Annotated in this window: 20 protein-coding genes; 3 read left to right on the top strand and 17 right to left on the bottom strand. The window is 47.1% G+C overall.

Features of this window, described 5'->3' with window-relative positions:
* Positions 1–488 precede the first annotated feature (488 nt).
* Both IT781_RS11035 and IT781_RS11040 read left to right on the top strand, forming a co-directional pair.
* Positions 489–2,582, top strand: a complete 2,094-nt coding sequence (locus IT781_RS11035) for an ATP-dependent DNA helicase (protein ID WP_194970212.1) — start codon at positions 489–491, stop codon at positions 2,580–2,582.
* A 108-nt stretch (positions 2,583–2,690) separates the two neighbouring features.
* Positions 2,691–3,260, top strand: coding sequence for a hypothetical protein (locus IT781_RS11040; protein ID WP_194970213.1), 570 nt, complete (start codon positions 2,691–2,693; stop codon positions 3,258–3,260).
* Between the two features lie 438 nt (positions 3,261–3,698).
* Here the strand turns inward: IT781_RS11040 and IT781_RS11045 are convergent, their stop codons facing one another.
* The 15 genes from IT781_RS11045 to IT781_RS11110 all read right to left on the bottom strand — a co-directional run bounded on the left by IT781_RS11045 (position 3,699) and on the right by IT781_RS11110 (position 12,307).
* The gene (locus IT781_RS11045) at positions 3,699–3,872 is read right to left on the bottom strand and encodes a hypothetical protein (protein ID WP_194970214.1); all 174 of its coding nucleotides are present in this window, start codon (positions 3,870–3,872) and stop codon (positions 3,699–3,701) included.
* A 54-nt stretch (positions 3,873–3,926) separates the two neighbouring features.
* On the bottom strand, positions 3,927–4,265 hold the full coding sequence (locus IT781_RS11050; protein ID WP_194970215.1) for a hypothetical protein: 339 nt from the start codon (positions 4,263–4,265) through the stop codon (positions 3,927–3,929).
* A gap of 217 nt (positions 4,266–4,482) precedes the next feature.
* Positions 4,483–5,115: a thermonuclease family protein gene (locus tag IT781_RS11055; RefSeq protein ID WP_194970216.1), complete on the bottom strand. Its 633-nt coding sequence runs from the start codon at positions 5,113–5,115 to the stop codon at positions 4,483–4,485.
* Between the two features lie 250 nt (positions 5,116–5,365).
* Positions 5,366–5,791, bottom strand: a complete 426-nt coding sequence (locus IT781_RS11060) for a hypothetical protein (RefSeq protein WP_194970217.1) — start codon at positions 5,789–5,791, stop codon at positions 5,366–5,368.
* 137 nt (positions 5,792–5,928) lie between these two features.
* Complete coding sequence (locus IT781_RS11065; protein ID WP_194970218.1) at positions 5,929–6,174, bottom strand: hypothetical protein; 246 nt, start codon at positions 6,172–6,174, stop codon at positions 5,929–5,931.
* Entirely contained in the window at positions 6,164–6,400 is a 237-nt protein-coding gene (locus IT781_RS11070) for a hypothetical protein (protein WP_194970219.1), read from the bottom strand. Before IT781_RS11070 ends, IT781_RS11065 begins: the two co-directional genes overlap by 11 nt.
* Positions 6,401–6,689: 289 nt before the next feature.
* The gene (locus tag IT781_RS11075; protein ID WP_194970220.1) at positions 6,690–6,965 is read right to left on the bottom strand and encodes an HU family DNA-binding protein; all 276 of its coding nucleotides are present in this window, start codon (positions 6,963–6,965) and stop codon (positions 6,690–6,692) included.
* A gap of 48 nt (positions 6,966–7,013) precedes the next feature.
* Positions 7,014–7,385: a hypothetical protein gene (locus IT781_RS11080; protein ID WP_194970221.1), complete on the bottom strand. Its 372-nt coding sequence runs from the start codon at positions 7,383–7,385 to the stop codon at positions 7,014–7,016.
* A gap of 155 nt (positions 7,386–7,540) precedes the next feature.
* The gene (locus IT781_RS22315) at positions 7,541–7,777 is read right to left on the bottom strand and encodes an HNH endonuclease (RefSeq protein WP_370526988.1); all 237 of its coding nucleotides are present in this window, start codon (positions 7,775–7,777) and stop codon (positions 7,541–7,543) included.
* A 3-nt stretch (positions 7,778–7,780) separates the two neighbouring features.
* The gene (locus IT781_RS22320) at positions 7,781–8,122 is read right to left on the bottom strand and encodes an RRXRR domain-containing protein (RefSeq protein ID WP_370526985.1); all 342 of its coding nucleotides are present in this window, start codon (positions 8,120–8,122) and stop codon (positions 7,781–7,783) included.
* 178 nt (positions 8,123–8,300) lie between these two features.
* Positions 8,301–8,567, bottom strand: a complete 267-nt coding sequence (locus tag IT781_RS11090; RefSeq protein ID WP_194970222.1) for a hypothetical protein — start codon at positions 8,565–8,567, stop codon at positions 8,301–8,303.
* Between the two features lie 161 nt (positions 8,568–8,728).
* Positions 8,729–10,273, bottom strand: a complete 1,545-nt coding sequence (locus IT781_RS11095) for a UvrD-helicase domain-containing protein (protein ID WP_194970223.1) — start codon at positions 10,271–10,273, stop codon at positions 8,729–8,731.
* 93 nt (positions 10,274–10,366) lie between these two features.
* On the bottom strand, positions 10,367–10,819 hold the full coding sequence (locus tag IT781_RS11100; protein ID WP_194970224.1) for a hypothetical protein: 453 nt from the start codon (positions 10,817–10,819) through the stop codon (positions 10,367–10,369).
* Between the two features lie 67 nt (positions 10,820–10,886).
* Complete coding sequence (locus IT781_RS11105; protein WP_194970225.1) at positions 10,887–11,927, bottom strand: competence protein CoiA family protein; 1,041 nt, start codon at positions 11,925–11,927, stop codon at positions 10,887–10,889.
* Between the two features lie 113 nt (positions 11,928–12,040).
* On the bottom strand, positions 12,041–12,307 hold the full coding sequence (locus IT781_RS11110; protein WP_194970226.1) for a hypothetical protein: 267 nt from the start codon (positions 12,305–12,307) through the stop codon (positions 12,041–12,043).
* Between the two features lie 122 nt (positions 12,308–12,429).
* Between IT781_RS11110 and IT781_RS11115 the strand changes: the two genes are divergently transcribed.
* The gene (locus tag IT781_RS11115) at positions 12,430–13,533 is read left to right on the top strand and encodes a phosphoadenosine phosphosulfate reductase family protein (RefSeq protein WP_194970227.1); all 1,104 of its coding nucleotides are present in this window, start codon (positions 12,430–12,432) and stop codon (positions 13,531–13,533) included.
* A gap of 61 nt (positions 13,534–13,594) precedes the next feature.
* On the opposite strand, the gene IT781_RS11120 is transcribed toward IT781_RS11115, so the two are convergent.
* Together IT781_RS11120 and IT781_RS11125 are read right to left on the bottom strand one after the other, a co-directional pair.
* Positions 13,595–14,290, bottom strand: a complete 696-nt coding sequence (locus IT781_RS11120; RefSeq protein WP_370526986.1) for a transposase — start codon at positions 14,288–14,290, stop codon at positions 13,595–13,597.
* 4 nt (positions 14,291–14,294) lie between these two features.
* A complete protein-coding gene (locus IT781_RS11125) occupies positions 14,295–14,708 on the bottom strand; it encodes a helix-turn-helix domain-containing protein (protein ID WP_228779078.1) in 414 nt (137 codons plus the stop codon).
* Positions 14,709–14,977 lie beyond the last annotated feature (269 nt).

Here is a 14,977-nt window from a genome sequence, read left to right on the forward strand (position 1 = left end):
GGGAATGGTACTTATGTATTTCCCCTATGGCGTAGGGGTTGCTGGAAATATAAACGACGACCCTGGATTATCTCTGAACGTTTCTGCCGTGAATACCATCCTGAAGTATTTCCCCTATGTGCAGGGGCCAGTAGAGATTACATTTCTCCATTTCTGGAGTTTTTGATTGTGTTATCAATAAGAAGGCAGAGCTTAAGGTATTGGGCATTTCTCCTGATAAATAGGAGTTGGCGGTCTACATGACCTTGTGCAGCCGAGCGCTATGATTTTTCCTCTAGAGGTTAGTGCTGGATCTGGTCGCCATGAGCTTTATTGCCGTATTTCCCCTTCTTTGGGGTTGTTGTTAAAAATAATGGATCGCCAGTTACTGTTTAACAAAGTAATAGCCGGCAGGGATGCCAGGTATTTTGGCCCAAGACTAATAATAAATTGCTCAATTTTTGATGTGCGGTAAATCACTGATAAATATGTCTATGATATAAATTCCTATGCAGAAAATAACAATTTCCCAAATTACTGAACAAGCGTTCGCCCAAAACGGCCCGTTGTCAAAATTCGTTAAGAATTATGTGCCCAATCCCGTGCAGATCGAGTATGCCGCTCAAGTCGCGCAATGCTTTGATGCCGGCTCACCGGAACAAACCGCCATCGGTTTGCTCGAAGCCGGCACCGGCATTGGCAAAACGCTTGGCTATGCCATTCCTCTGCTGGCTTATGCCGCCCTCGAGGGTAAACGGGTCGCGATCTCCACCTACACCATTCAGCTGCAATCGCAGCTACTCTGCGCCGGCGGCGATGTCGATATTGCCAGGCAGATTATTCACGAACTGACGGGAAAGTCGCTCACCGTAGCCCCGCGTCTTGGCCTGCGCAATTTTGTGAGTCCGTTAAGAATTCGGACGGCATTGGCAATCAAAGGCGTCACCGAGCCATCGGATGCCGCCAAGCAATTTATCGACTGGGCCACTTCCTCAAAAACGGGCCTGTTCCTGGAATGGAACAGGCTGCACGGTGAAATTCCGATTGAATTTCTAACCGCTGAAATTTGCTGCGAACCCTATCTGCCGGAATCTGAAAAACAACGTTATCTGGCCCACAGGGAATTTGCCAAAGCGGCCGATGTCATCATCACCAACCACAGCCTTACGCTGCTGCATGCGCGTTCCAAGGAATTCTCGGTACTGGATGCGCCGGATGAAGCCCCGATCTCGATTATCGTGGCCGACGAAGCCGACCGGATAGAATCGGCTGCCGAACAGCTGTCGCAACGATCAGCCGCACTCATGTCCATGCGCTCCTTGTTTGACAGAAACGATGACCCGGCCAGCCAAGGCATTGTCAATGGCATCCGGACGATTTGCGACTTGGCCAGCCGTGTAGATACCGGCCGGGATGCGCATGTGAATCTGTTAAACAATCCGGTCCTGGCGTCTGAGATCAGTTTCCAGATTTCTCAGCTTCTGCCCTATTTTGACCAGGCGCTGAAATCCTGTTCGGACAACGAGCAGATAGCTGAAATGGTCCTGCACAGGCAATCCTTGTCGGAATTCAGGTCACGACTCGCTCAGGATTCGGCTTCGACGATACCGATCATTCACTTTTCCGAAGTCCGGCGCTACCCTTCCCTTCGCGCTGTTGATCCCAATCCAGGCACTTTGTTCGGCCGGTTATGGCAGGATGCCCCCGAGCAGGATAGGAAGCCTTATCTGGAAGCGGCTTTGCTAACCTCGGCGACATTAAGCGATGGCAGAGAATCCTCGCTGAAATCCGTGGCGCATTCCCTGGGACTTTTCAAGTCCAGCCACTACCGCCTGACTACCGGACTATTCGAGCCGGCCAAGTTTGGCGCGCTGTCCATTGTGCTGCCTGACGAAAACGCTCCAACGCCCACCCTGTCCGTTTCGGACGATGAGTTTTCCAGCGATCCCGCATGGATCGCCTATGCTGCCGATATGATTGCCAACGCCTCGGCCTCCGGCGAACGGGTGCTCGCCCTCACCTTATCCTACCGGGACACCCGCATGATCGCCGCCAGTGTCCGTTTGAGACACCCGCATATCACGACCCTGATCCAGCATACGGAAACCGATCCCCTCCAGGAACTGCTGGTCCGCTTTTCCGAAACAGACGGAGCCGTTCTTCTCTCCCCCTCCTGCTGGGAAGGCGTCAACCTGCCCGGTCTGGTCAAGAACCTGGTCATCACCCGTATTCCATTTGCGCCGCCTGATCAGTCAGTGGCTGAAATCATCAGGAGCTCGATGCTGAAACGAGGCTTCTCGCCTTCGGTGATAACGGCCACGATCTATGGGCGCTCCGTCATCAGCACGCGCAGAAAACTACGACAGGCGATCGGACGAGGCATTCGCCAGCTGAACGATGTGTGCTGCGTCTGGTTTGGCGACAGACGCATCCTGTCCCAAGACGGCAAGCTGAACCTGGCTTCCTGTCTGCCGACGAGGTTTTGTCCGGCCCTGAAGACTGCGAGTACCTTCACCCTGGATAGGGTCGTGCAAAGCAAAGAGCCGGAAGTGATTGCGCAGCCCAAGCCTATCGCCTGGCCAAAGCAGCGGGTATATTTTTAACATCGTGCCCGGCAGATAGCTGGGATTTATTGAAATCGAGTGGGTCGTCGAAGTGACCATGAAATCAGAAGTCTTTCTTGACCCGATCGATTACAGGAATCAGAAAAGATGAAAGACGATATTGACCTAATTGACTATCTCAAAACCCGCCTGAATTATCGTTCAGATGCCCAACTAGCAGAGGAATACTTAAGTATCTCTCGACACGCTATTTACCGCATCAGAGCCGGGGGAGTAGATTTAGGACCTATACCCAGACTTAAGGTTATCGAGAAGACCGGATATTTGAAGTCAGTAACGCATATTGAAAGCTTGGCGGCAAAAAATCTTGCGGAAGAAATTGCCGGGCGTATTGAAGATTCTGCAGCGATTATGGCACTGTCAAAAATTGACGATGACGAATCACATGAATCACATCAGCAATTGCTGAAACTCATTAAACCGTTTTTGACCAGTAGAGTTGATGAAGAGCTGGCCAATGCGATTGGGCTAAAGCGGACATCGCTCTCAATGGTGAGGAAGGGCAAAGCAAAATTTGGCATTTATCCTCGGCTCAAAATTTTGCAACTGCTGGATCCGGACGCAAATCTGGATGAACTTCAAAGAGTGTTAGGTAATTCTGGGGAATTATTAAGAGTTCTTCGCCAACTTCTTCAGCGGGACTATCCTGTAACTTGACAAAAAATGCATTCCAATTAACTATCCACCATAACTTGCCCAAAATAAGGAAGTACCATGAGCCCAATTAAGACAATGGATAAGCTGCTAGGAGCCGGCGTCGCCCGCTGCTCACTGTTTTAATGCCAGAAACACAAGTAGCGTGACAGGCGTCTCTATTGATTACCGAATCAATGCAAAAAACAGTGTGACGCATGCATACTGGTTGGCCAAAGTGGTTGTTGCCGGAAAAGCTAAAACAAAGTCTTGGTCTATCAGGCGTCATGGTTATAAGAAAGCTTGGGAACTGGCGGTTGCTTTTCGGATTAAAATGACCAATCAATCCCTGACAACCCAAGCCCCCCTAAACCGAATCAGAAACTGCTGAGGTGGGGGGCAGAAAATCAGATTCAATTATCGCGGGAAATTAATTCCCCCATCCGCAAACCGATCGAAGCGTCAGCCATGATCGACTTCTACAAACCATCGTCCGTCTGCACACTCAATAAGGTTCAAGCCGGCGTCAGGAAACTCGCCTAACACCCAATCGACGAATGTGTCGAGGTGAGTGTAACTGACCGTTCGGTACATCGCGTGCGTATTGACTGCAACACTGTAACTCCGGATACCCATTTTTTTACCTCATGTGGTGACAAATAGGTCGGCGGTCGAGGTCAAGCCGTGATTCTATGGATGGCGCTCTTCGTTATTTGATATTAGCGCCGATGGACGCCCCGACCATCGAGCATGCATATGCTGATCGAATTCTGGATCTATCTCACGAACGAATTTATCTGCAACGGCTCGGATACGAGAATCAATGCCCGCTATCTGGAGCGCTTTTGACAAGCCAGCGGCGTATTTATCGATGAAAACTGCCGCGAGTTCTGGCGTTTCGGCACCACGATTCACATCATTCCTTCTGGACTCCGCATAACTCTGTATTTCAGCGATAATATCACGCTCAATCGCTTCAAGTAGATGAGGCCAAATTGTACCCGGTGGTAGGTCTTTTAGATGATTCATGCTCTTTTCCTTTTGTTAATTCAACTCGATTTTACGATTTAACACCAAGATTAAACATCTTTATTTAACAGTGTTTATACACACGTTTTTTACGTAGACCCATTTATTATATAAGGTAAGGATCGAGCAAACCCCGCCCGATCCTGTTTGTGTAGATACGAGTGCAGTGGGTTTTGAATCTGGTTCGAGGCACTTAATATAACAAAATAGATTTTCCTTATCTCAAACAAAGGCTCTCACAGGGGGTGCCATCGCCATCTTTATCTAAAGAAGCAACGCCACAAGCAAGATATTGCTTCGCTTCTTCGCAAGAACTCATTTGCTTGCAATAACGTTTCGAACCACATGAGCTACCAGCTGATTGTTTGGCCGCCACTGGCTTAACTTTACCGCCATGACGATATTCCCAGGGTGGCACTGGGTTCGGATCGGCCCAAAGCCCAAGTCTGGCTTGTTTGGCGTTAGCTTCAAGCTGCAACAGCGTATTGTCGTGAGCATACTGCCGGTACACCCAAGCCATCCCCTGCTCTACTTGCTTTCTGTTGACATTAAGATTGTCAACGAACACAGTGCCAACTATCCGGCCATACCGATCGACAGCTTCTTTATCGACCAGTACATGTTTGTTAAACGCCATGTCGGACAAAGACTGCTTCGATTTTTGCCCGAATGCTTGCTGGCTCTCAGGGGCATCAATTTGCGCAATTCTTACTTTCAAGGTTTTATTGCCTGCCACAAGCAAAGTCAGCGTATCGCCATCGTGTACGCCAACGACTCTTCCTTCAAGGCGCTCAGACGCTAATGCGTAGTTTCCTAACAGGAAAAAGAGAATCAGTATTTTGTTCAGCATATTTATTTTTCTTAGTTAATGATCAATGTTTTTGTCCAGTTGTTGGCAAGCTACGCCGCTCTCGACTGAACAATTTTTTGTATGTGGCTGGCGTAACCAGAAGACTACATTCTTCACAGATTCTGTGAGCAGCTTCGGGGTAATCTTGCCACCACCATCTGCTATATCGATGTCCACCACCTCAACATTCTAACGCCTCCTTTAAGCTTTCTTTTATATCTTTGGGATGATAGGGTCCAACAATGAACAGCTAGCCCAAGGGATGTACCAGCTCGATCAGCATCCAGTCCAGAACACTTTGCTCAAATTCCTTGCAGGAACTTCTACGGGCCAGTAATGCCGCCGCCCGGTCCCTGAGTTTCCTTGGTAGCGGATCATCAACCTGTCCAGGCGGAAGATGGATAATTTCCCGTACCATATCGTCTGCGATGGAAGTCACAAAACCCAAGCTGTCCAGCTCCTTTTTAACGGCAGCTGCCGAATGTGATTGTTCTCCATGCAAAATGTCCTTAATGGCCTCGTGAGTTTGCGTCGGTATGATCCACCAGTCACCATGCTTGCGCGGCCAGTACCAGCCCCATCCATCTTGGTCAAGGCCAATACCGGTCTGCTTAAGATTCATTGCCCGGTGGCCGCAGCAACCCAGCATGACGCCTAACGACAGTCGCAATGGCACTGTTTTGTCTTGGATGTCTGCTTTGGCGAGACCTTGAAGCCTGGGAGATCGACCGTGCCGAAAACTATTGTAGTAGAGGGATTCAATGCACATTTAGTTGACTTGTTTCTGTGAAGCAATTGTAGGAGGGCGCTCTCCTACAATTGAAACATCGGCCTATTATATACATTCTCACTACCCTCTTCTTCACACCAATCATCAAGTAACGCATCGCAATCAATTTCAGCCTTAGCTTCCGGTTGTTGCTGTATATATGTTCTGTTCTTCATATTCTCCACATCATCGTATGCTTTTTTGGCATACAGGAGTGCATATCGGGTGCTGCTCATTATTTCTGCGAATCTTTTTGCATACCGGTTAATCCATTCTTCTTTATTTATCACTCTCATCTGCTTCTCCGGTATATTCTGCATATAACCAGTGGAGTCTACTATTGGAATCGAATGACACTCCGCCAACTCTGATTGTCACCCCGGCCTTACCGGTCCCGACCTTACCGGTTCCAAGATAGCGTCCTGATTCGTCCCAAGCATTTACGATTCTGCCTGGCAATGGTCGCACCATTGGGTAGAAATCACATTTCTTACCATTGATTTGTAAACTGCTCATTTTCATTCTCCCGCTTGTTTTTCCTTGATGTCGAAGTGCTCACCTTCAATGCCGTACAAAGATTTGATATCTGCTTCAGTTTCACCCCTGCTTCTGATACATTTTATGCAACTCGGGCAAATTCCCCAGCCGATATCTTGATCATGCCATTGACGGCCCGTAGTCCGTACGCCACAATGTGCGCACTTGAGGGTTTTTATTTTTGATGATGGGGTTCTAAGCCCTACTAAGTAATAAAGCGCCCTCCTACAGCAAGCCCGCAACCGGAGTTACGGGCAGTCGAGCTTGGTTAAGCGTTTACGCTGTCCCGTAAGACTTTCGCCGGCGTGACTTTGACGATCTTTTTGGCTGGTGAGGTAAACATCTCGCCTGTGCGCGGATTGCGGCGTTCTGAAGCAGTACGTTCGCTTACCTTGAATTTACCGACATCCTGAAGCGTGAATTCGCCGTTGGTTGTCACTTCATCTTTGATGATTGTGGCCAAGGATTTCAATACGCCTTCCACCTGTTTCTTGTTTAGATTATTTTCTTCGGCGATCTTGGCAATTAACTCGCTTTTGTTCATTATTTTTTCCTTACTTATTAAAAACGGAATATTCCGGAAAAGATTTAGCTACGCCACTTGGGGTATCTGTCTACTATTATTGAGTATAGCTTTGGTATGAGCAATGAACCGTGTGAACGATTTGAGGCAATTGATGGATTTGGGTTCTTTATAGATAACCAAAATCTGAACGGCGGAAATATCCTTCAGTGTGAAAACAGCACTTCCGTCGCGAAAGACGAGCTTGATATCCTGTTTGCTTTTGCGCAGGATGTAATATTCCTGACCTTTGTATCGGGCACGCCCCATGATGATGTTTTGTGTGGGTGAAATCGGCAAGCTTTTGCCAGTTTGCTCAGCTGTAGACATTTTAATCCCCAAAATAGGTAGCCTCTGAAGCCCGAGGCGCAGCGCAAGCATCACAAATGCCTGCACTTCCATTATCTACAGCTCGAAGAAAACGCAAGCCGGTTCCGGGCGTTTTTTTGATAAAAATGATTTATGCACATTGGCCGCGTGGGGGCTCTTCTTAATGCCCCCCGAAAAAGCGGCCACTGTGTATAAATCCTCAACAGCTTTTAAATAAAGCTTAATGCTTAAACGAAATCGACATCAGTGTGGAATAGCGCCTTGAATAAGGTATTGCGCGTGGCGCTGACTGAGGCGGCATCACGAAGCGGTCTTTTAGATTTGGCCAGAATCTGCTTTAACAGCTCCGGCTTGCGTTTCAAGAACAGCTCGACCGGCAGTTGGCCTTTCTTCCGGTTGCAGCACCGACAGGCCAGTGTCAGGTTGGACACCCGGTCCGGACCGCCGTTGCTGCGGGCGACAATGTGTTAGACTTCCAGCGGCACGTTCTCGATACCGCGATAGGTGCATTGCCGGCCCCACTTTTCCAGCAGGTATTCACGCACTTCAAAGCCGGCCAATTCCCCTTGCTGATACTCGATGCCCAAGATGTCCGGATTCTGCATTTTCTGCATGTCGAACTTAACCCGCTCGACGGCCAGCGAGTCGCCCCGCATCCAGCGGCGCAACCGATTCACCCAGCTCATCGTCGACTCCACCCGATGCTGCTTTTGTCCAAAACAAATACTGCCATTCAAACTCCAAAATAAACTGCCCTTACGGGCTTGGTAACGGAGGCCGAAGCCTCGCTCCCCTCGGGAATGTGCCACACCGGACCGGCCTTCGCCGCTGGCCCGACCTTCGGCGCTTACCCTGACGTCAGCATGATCGGGCCTACAGAGGCCGACACTGAGGAAGCATGCCGGAGCGGGTCTTTACCCTGTGTGTCACGTAGCGGATTGGCTACCGCTCTCCCTGGTCAGATTGAGCTTTCACAAGCTCCGGCCTTCAGGCCAGGGTGGTTGACACTCTACGGCCAGTAATAGAAGCATTGGCAATTACATAGATAGGAATCCCAAAAAGTGATGCAAATATAGCGACTATAGCTAATGCTAATGATGGGCCGTCGTTATAGATCGACACCCCAACAAGTACCCATGCGCCAATGCACGTCGCAATAATGAGCGTTCGCGCAACGTGAGCGAGTCGAGCAGACCACAAATCACGGCAATTGATTATTTTTCGTGCATCCGAAAAACTAAGCTGTTTGCTCATAAAAATTCCTTATTCAAGTGGTTTCAGTATGAAACTTTATTACTTAATCTTTTGTTGTCGATAGGTTTTTATACTGAATCGGTATGATACTTTATTTTTCAATCGCCGATTTCGCAACGGTAGAATGCAACCTACAGCGCGGCTCAGTATATCTTTATTACTCACTCACAATCAGCGGCTTCTTGAGCATCATACTGATTGCGGGATAAATACGAAAGCAAGTCAAAGTTTAGCTGGAGGGTCTTTTGGGCGCGAGTGATGGCGACATACAGGATGTTAAGATCTTCACTGATCTTTTTCAGTTCTTCGTTTCTGGCTTGCTCATTCAGTTTCGACATATCCTGAATTTCGCAAAGCTCTATGTAATCATCGTCTAATTGAACATGAGGAAATTCCAGCCCTTTTGCTTTGTGAGCCGTGCTTAATACGACATCGGCAGATTCCAGATCAAATGCTGCACCGACCTTCCCTTTTATCTTGTCGATTATTTCGGGTATCTGATCACCGTAATCCTCTGCGATTTTGCACCGAGGTTTTAATTCAGGATCGCCAACCTGATCGACATACAGCTTTAATTCCATAAAATCGGTAAAAGACCGGATAAATGGATCTCGGATCAAATCGAACTTCCGTTTCCAGAGATAGTAGACATCCAGAATCTGGTCAAAGCGATAACCTTCACTGCCCCCAACATGCCACCACGTTTTTTGGTGATTGATCGCCTGGGTCGTATGAGAAAAAACACCGGCATTTGTCCGGCTAATCACTGTGCGTTGAGTATCTTCAGCGATATTGCCAAGTCGATCTTCGCCCCCCAATCCTCGAACGAAATGGGTTGCGCCTCTGATGGCTAATACAAGATTTGCAATTCTCGCAATATTTTTGCCAAACCGGAAAGACCCGGTCAGGTAGTGAACAACCGCTCCTCTACTGGCCGCATAACTCAATGCATTCTTTGCGCCACGCCAGCCATAAATAGCTTGGAAATCATCTCCAACCAGGGTGATTTTCCCGCGCTGCTTGAAAATAATCGACATGGTGCAGCTGTTCATGTCCTGCGATTCGTCAACCAGAAATTCATCGTAGCCGGACAGGACAGGATTGGATAATTGAAACAGTTTAAGATAGCCGTCGTGTAGCATCCCGACTGTGCCATCTTGCACATCAATCATTTTTGTCCATAGTTTTCGAGCTTGAAAGATAACGAGTTGTTTGACAGCGATTTCATCAAGCCCCAGAATCTTTAATAGACGCGTATAATTTTCGTTAATGTGCTTCGCCTGAATTTCCGTATCCGTTGAGTAAAGAAACTTAGTCAAGGTCTCAAGCACGACGGATGCTATGACCAGGGTATCGTTTTGAGGACCGTAATAGCCAATTTCCCGATTCAGCTCCTTGCTGATCCCTAAAGCATTGGCAACCTCATACGGTTTGAGACTGCTGACCAGCTTGTGCTGGTATTGGACCCCGGTATACCTGTAAGCCAGTGCATGAGAGGTCACAGGTTTTACGCTCGTTCCTCTGAATTTTATTTCGGCTTCTTTCTGTACCGATTTATTCAGGACGATATAAAGCATACGAACATTTTTTCTAAGCTTGGCATAGCCAAGCAACGTCGATGTTTTTCCAGTCCCGGCCAGCGCCTTAACGACCGTTAAAGGCGCATTTTCTTTAATAATAATTACTTGTTCGCTGGTGTAGTCCATTTTTTCCTCATTAACTTAAGAGTTGCTGTCAGGTTCTCACAGCTTTTAGAAAATGCAACTACACCAGTGTGATTTGGGGGCGATCAGAATCCCTCATTCCAGAATGGCATCCTCGAATTTGATTATTAATCTTGATGCGTTCTTACGCTGTCCATAAGGAATTACCTCGTAACAACCGGCTTCGTGAATAGAGATACTCTCTATAACGCCCAAATTTAACCGAGTCGAAACAGGAAATGGAGGCTCAATATTATTTTCTTCAAGCCATTTTTTCCGGGACTTACTTAACTCTGACTCGACATGATCCTTCATTTTGTCCAGGCCGTTCACCATATTCACATCAATGTCATAGCCCATATTTTCTTCTAAGAATTTGGCTAATTGATAACCATTAGGCATATTCGAATCAGAATGCAGCCAGTTCAGCCATGCACGGGTTAGATCATCTTCAAACCTGCCTGTTTTTCCCATTTGCTCTGCTGTTTTAGCGGCGGCATTAATTACCATGAGTGTTCTTATCTTTGGTGCTGGGGGATATTTTTTCATTTTTGTTGTGATCCCGTCCTGGATGGGTTGGTTAACCTAACATTAGGAGATTTTTTCTCTCCATTGCCTAAAAAAATGATTTTGATCTTTCTTGTCCAAAAAACCAATCGCCGTCAAACTTAATTAACTGTTGGTCACAGATAAAATCAAATTCAGCTATAGGATTGAGCAGTTTCCCTTCATTTTTCATTAGGAAAAAGTTTCCCATCAGTGAATCACAGTAATAGCATCCATTCGACAAATAAGCAGAACCAACTGTTTTACTGTATCGTTTTTTAATTGAACCTATGCCAAATTTTGCTAGTTTACTGTTTTTAATATTCTGAAGAATCAATTCGCGAATATTTCTATCTGAAAAACTTCTGGCGGATATAAATACATCATTTTTATAAAACAACACTTCTTTGATGATTTTTGTTTGTTTTTTGCATTTCCAGCATCTGATAGATTCAGGTCTAACCTTAGCGGTCAATTGATCTCCTTCAGAGGGTAACCATTTAAGCCGACCTTTAAACATTCCCAGTATAAATTCCTCAATGGACACTCCAAATTGAGGGACAGATAAGGATTTTGTTTCTTTGTTTTGCCTTATTCCAAAAACAGGCACATCTTTTCCAAAGGAAAAATCATGCTTGAAATATTCTTTGTTGCCACGCAATCGGTATATCCAGGCGCACCTGATACCAGATTCTTTATATTTTTTTGATCGCCTTATAAACTCGTCATTGGTTTGAGTCGACCACTGTACTTCAAATACAAGCTTAGCGTTGCCTCTGGTGCAAAACACATCAGCTATCCATGTTTCACCAGATGATGTTTTTCCCTGCTTTTCAGTAATTACTTGCCAACCTTCTGATAACGCTATTTTGGCTATTAATGTTTTCAAATAAAGGTGCTCTGGCGTCTCAGGCGCTGACGTACATTCACCTTGTTTGCTATGAGCAAAAAAATAATTGTTAAGTTTGCTAGTTTTTGGCACAGCATGACTATCACAGCAAGGCATTATCAGCTTTAAGTCTTTATGACTATTTTTTAAAGCTTGCCAAGCTTCGTTATCGTAGTCATACGAATAAATATTTGTATTATCTAATATTGCTCTAATTGACATTATTGGTTATCTGCCATGCCATATAAATACTGTAAGTTGACAATATAGTTTCATACTTACAATAAAGTGTCATACTGAACAATAAAGTTTCATACTGGATGTGGTCTGACATTTCAGTCATCGGCATCCATTCGTATTCCAAAAAAGTCTCTAAGCGTCATATCGTGGAGGCATGGCAAGTGTTTGACGCACAGGCCCAGCATATCTGCGCCTGGATTGGAGCGCGCTGGATTTAGCCTGTTAGAAAACCTTTGCAACTCCTGTCTGCTGGGCTCATTACCGTGAATAGCGATGTAAAGATCACGAAGCGAACCCGCGCCTTTAATCACATCCGTTGCGGCCTTTATGTATTGATCACCAGTTTCTGTCTTCTTGGGCATAGCGCCTCCTGTTTCTTTCGGCTGAGAATACAGGCTTTTCGCGCGCATATCAAAAATGATTTGCAAAGGGAGGGGTATAAGGCTATATTTGTATATCAAAGATGATATACAAAGGCAGCGAAATGACTCACTCATATGATGACTTGATTGTAATTCCGAAACTTGGCCGACAATTGGGGCTTAATCTAGGCAATGCCATGCCACAGAACAGTTTGGCTCATGGAGTCTATTTCTCAGCGCCAACCGTGGATCTTGATGCCTATGACCGAATTGTTCTTTGCATTTCAGGTGGCAAGGACTCTATCGCCAGTCTGTTGAACCTAATCGACCAAGGGGTTGACTTCAACCGCATCGAGCTCTGGCACCACGATGTAGACGGCAGAGAAGGCAGTACGTTGATGGATTGGCCATTCATGGCTGACTACAATCGGAAGTTGGCTGCTGCCTTCGAATTACCGATCTACTTCTCTTGGCTGGAGGGAGGCTTCGAAGGCGAAATGCTCAAAGAGAACAGTTACAGCCGCCCGCACAAGATTGAGACACCTGATGGCTTAATCACTCTTGAACGCGATATGAGTCGTGCAAAACCTGGAACTCGGATGCGTTTCCCGCAGGTGTCAGCCAACCTCCAGACGCGCTGGTGCAGTTCAGCATTGAAGATTGATGTTGGGCGTCGAGCCTTGAACAACCAAGATCGCTTCGACGGTCAAAAGGTGCTCTTTATCACCGGTGAGCGCCGAGAAGAAAGCTCGAATCGAGCTAAGTACAACCAACTTGAACCTCATGCGTGTGATCGCCGGAATGGGCGCAAAGCCCGCCACGTGGATGCCTGGAGGCCAGTTCTTCACTGGAGTGAAGAGCAGGTTTGGGACGCGCTTAAGAGGCATGGCGTTATTTCTCCGGTGCCCTATCGTCTGGGCTGGGGCCGCTTTTCCTGCATGAAATGCGTTTTCAATGATGCGGTTATCTGGGCCACACTCCGGTACTATTTCCCAGGAAGCTTGCAAACGATTGCTGATTACGAGCAGAGATTTGGCACAACGATTAGCCGTAACAGGATCAATGTATTGGATGTGTCCCATCAGGCTCAGCCGCTTGAAGTTGACGACATTGAGGCGTTAGATCAGGCGATGAGGAGTGAATACACCCTACCAGTGATACAGAGAAACGGAGAATGGAAGTTGCCTGCTGGAGCCTTCGCTAAAACAGGATGCGGGCCTGTGTAGCATTAAATCAAGTACAGCGGTGATGCCACTAGTACAGCTAACGGCAAATAAATAAGATAATTCATATAAGCAGCGGCTTGCCAATATAAGTCCAGCGAAAAGGCTTAGCCAGCGTATCGTTAAAAAACGCAATAAACGCGAGCATACGATGCCTGAGTTCTTCCTTTGAGGAAAAACTGCCCCGTTTGAGCAGGCGCCGAGTCAAAATACCAAACCAGATTTCCACCTGATTGAGCCATGAACAATGTTTGGGCGTGTAGACGAATCGAATCCGATGGCTTTTATCCTGGAGAAACCCGGCGCGGGAAGCCATGCTCTGGAGAATGCCGGATAGGCCTTTTTGTCCTAAATCCTCTTCGAGACCACATAATTGCGCAACCGCCTTAACCAGTTTCTCGGATTTGTGGGTATTCAATTGGTCGCAGACAAATATCCACTTAGCTTCTGGATCGGTTTGTACAGTGGCGAGGATATGTGCGACAAAATCTTCTTCGGTCCGGGTATCGCCCACCGTCGGATTAATGACCTTGCCAGTCGCCACTTCAAAGTTGGCGATCAGTGTCTGAGTACCGTGCCGCTGGTATTCAAATTCCACCGCTTCCGGCTTGCCGGCTTTCATAGGTCGGGCCGGATGAATCCGTTCCAGGGCCTGAATGCCGGTCTTTTCATCGGTACTCACCACATGCACGCCCTGTTGATGTAAAGCTTCCGCCTGATGGTAGAGTTGACAGACCGTTCGCACCTCTCGGCGAAACACCGCCTCATCCTCGACTTCGTGATTCAGCCAATATCGGCTGCGATGTGGCTTGAGATCCGCCTGATTTTAAAATTTCACCGATTGTGGTGGCTGAAATGGTTTCAACAATTCCCCGACGCATTGACTCTCTCACCAAATCGTTCCGCGTCCAGTGGCTTATCTGCTCCGGTGGCTTCTCGCAGGCCAGCGCAATGATTTGACAGATCTGTTCGGCGCTGAACTTGCCGGGACTTCCGGGACGGGCTTTGTCCGTTAATAACGACTCAATCGCTACGCGCAGCGCTTTAGGATTTCCGGCCGCTTTTTTCAAGGCCGCCTGACCTGATAACCAGCGCCGGCGCCAGAGTCCCACACTGTCTTCACATAAACCCAAATCCAGGCTTATCGTTTTATTACTGATGCCCTGGGCGGCCTTCAATATTATCCAGCTTCGTTGCACTAAACTATGCGGTGTTTCCCGACTCCGGCTAATGGTATGCAGGATGTCGTTTTGCTCTGTTGCCAGGATAAGGGGCGGTGTTGGGCGAGCTATGGGACTTCTCCGTGAACGTAATTTTGATATTTGACCGTATATTATCCTATATATTTACCGTGTGCGGTATTAGTCGTATGAAACTTTATTGTTTCTATTTTCAAAGGTAATAAAGTTAAAGTAATCTGAAAGTATGATACTTTACGTATAATCAT

This window comes from Methylobacter sp. BlB1, assembly GCF_015476545.1.
Taxonomy (GTDB): Bacteria; Pseudomonadota; Gammaproteobacteria; order Methylococcales; family Methylomonadaceae; genus Methylobacter.

What these genes read in the sequence shown, in the direction of transcription:
- IT781_RS11035 (WP_194970212.1), top strand. Translation starts at nt 489, where the DNA reads ATGCAGAAAATAACAATTTCCCAAATTACTGAACAAGCGTTCGCCCAA.
- IT781_RS11040 (WP_194970213.1), top strand. Translation starts at nt 2,691, where the DNA reads ATGAAAGACGATATTGACCTAATTGACTATCTCAAAACCCGCCTGAAT.
- IT781_RS11045 (WP_194970214.1), bottom strand. Translation starts at nt 3,872, where the DNA reads ATGGGTATCCGGAGTTACAGTGTTGCAGTCAATACGCACGCGATGTAC.
- IT781_RS11050 (WP_194970215.1), bottom strand. Translation starts at nt 4,265, where the DNA reads ATGAATCATCTAAAAGACCTACCACCGGGTACAATTTGGCCTCATCTA.
- IT781_RS11055 (WP_194970216.1), bottom strand. Translation starts at nt 5,115, where the DNA reads ATGCTGAACAAAATACTGATTCTCTTTTTCCTGTTAGGAAACTACGCA.
- IT781_RS11070 (WP_194970219.1), bottom strand. Translation starts at nt 6,400, where the DNA reads ATGAGCAGTTTACAAATCAATGGTAAGAAATGTGATTTCTACCCAATG.
- IT781_RS11075 (WP_194970220.1), bottom strand. Translation starts at nt 6,965, where the DNA reads ATGAACAAAAGCGAGTTAATTGCCAAGATCGCCGAAGAAAATAATCTA.
- IT781_RS11080 (WP_194970221.1), bottom strand. Translation starts at nt 7,385, where the DNA reads ATGGAAGTGCAGGCATTTGTGATGCTTGCGCTGCGCCTCGGGCTTCAG.
- IT781_RS11090 (WP_194970222.1), bottom strand. Translation starts at nt 8,567, where the DNA reads ATGAGCAAACAGCTTAGTTTTTCGGATGCACGAAAAATAATCAATTGC.
- IT781_RS11095 (WP_194970223.1), bottom strand. Translation starts at nt 10,273, where the DNA reads ATGGACTACACCAGCGAACAAGTAATTATTATTAAAGAAAATGCGCCT.
- IT781_RS11100 (WP_194970224.1), bottom strand. Translation starts at nt 10,819, where the DNA reads ATGAAAAAATATCCCCCAGCACCAAAGATAAGAACACTCATGGTAATT.
- IT781_RS11105 (WP_194970225.1), bottom strand. Translation starts at nt 11,927, where the DNA reads ATGTCAATTAGAGCAATATTAGATAATACAAATATTTATTCGTATGAC.
- IT781_RS11110 (WP_194970226.1), bottom strand. Translation starts at nt 12,307, where the DNA reads ATGCCCAAGAAGACAGAAACTGGTGATCAATACATAAAGGCCGCAACG.
- IT781_RS11115 (WP_194970227.1), top strand. Translation starts at nt 12,430, where the DNA reads ATGACTCACTCATATGATGACTTGATTGTAATTCCGAAACTTGGCCGA.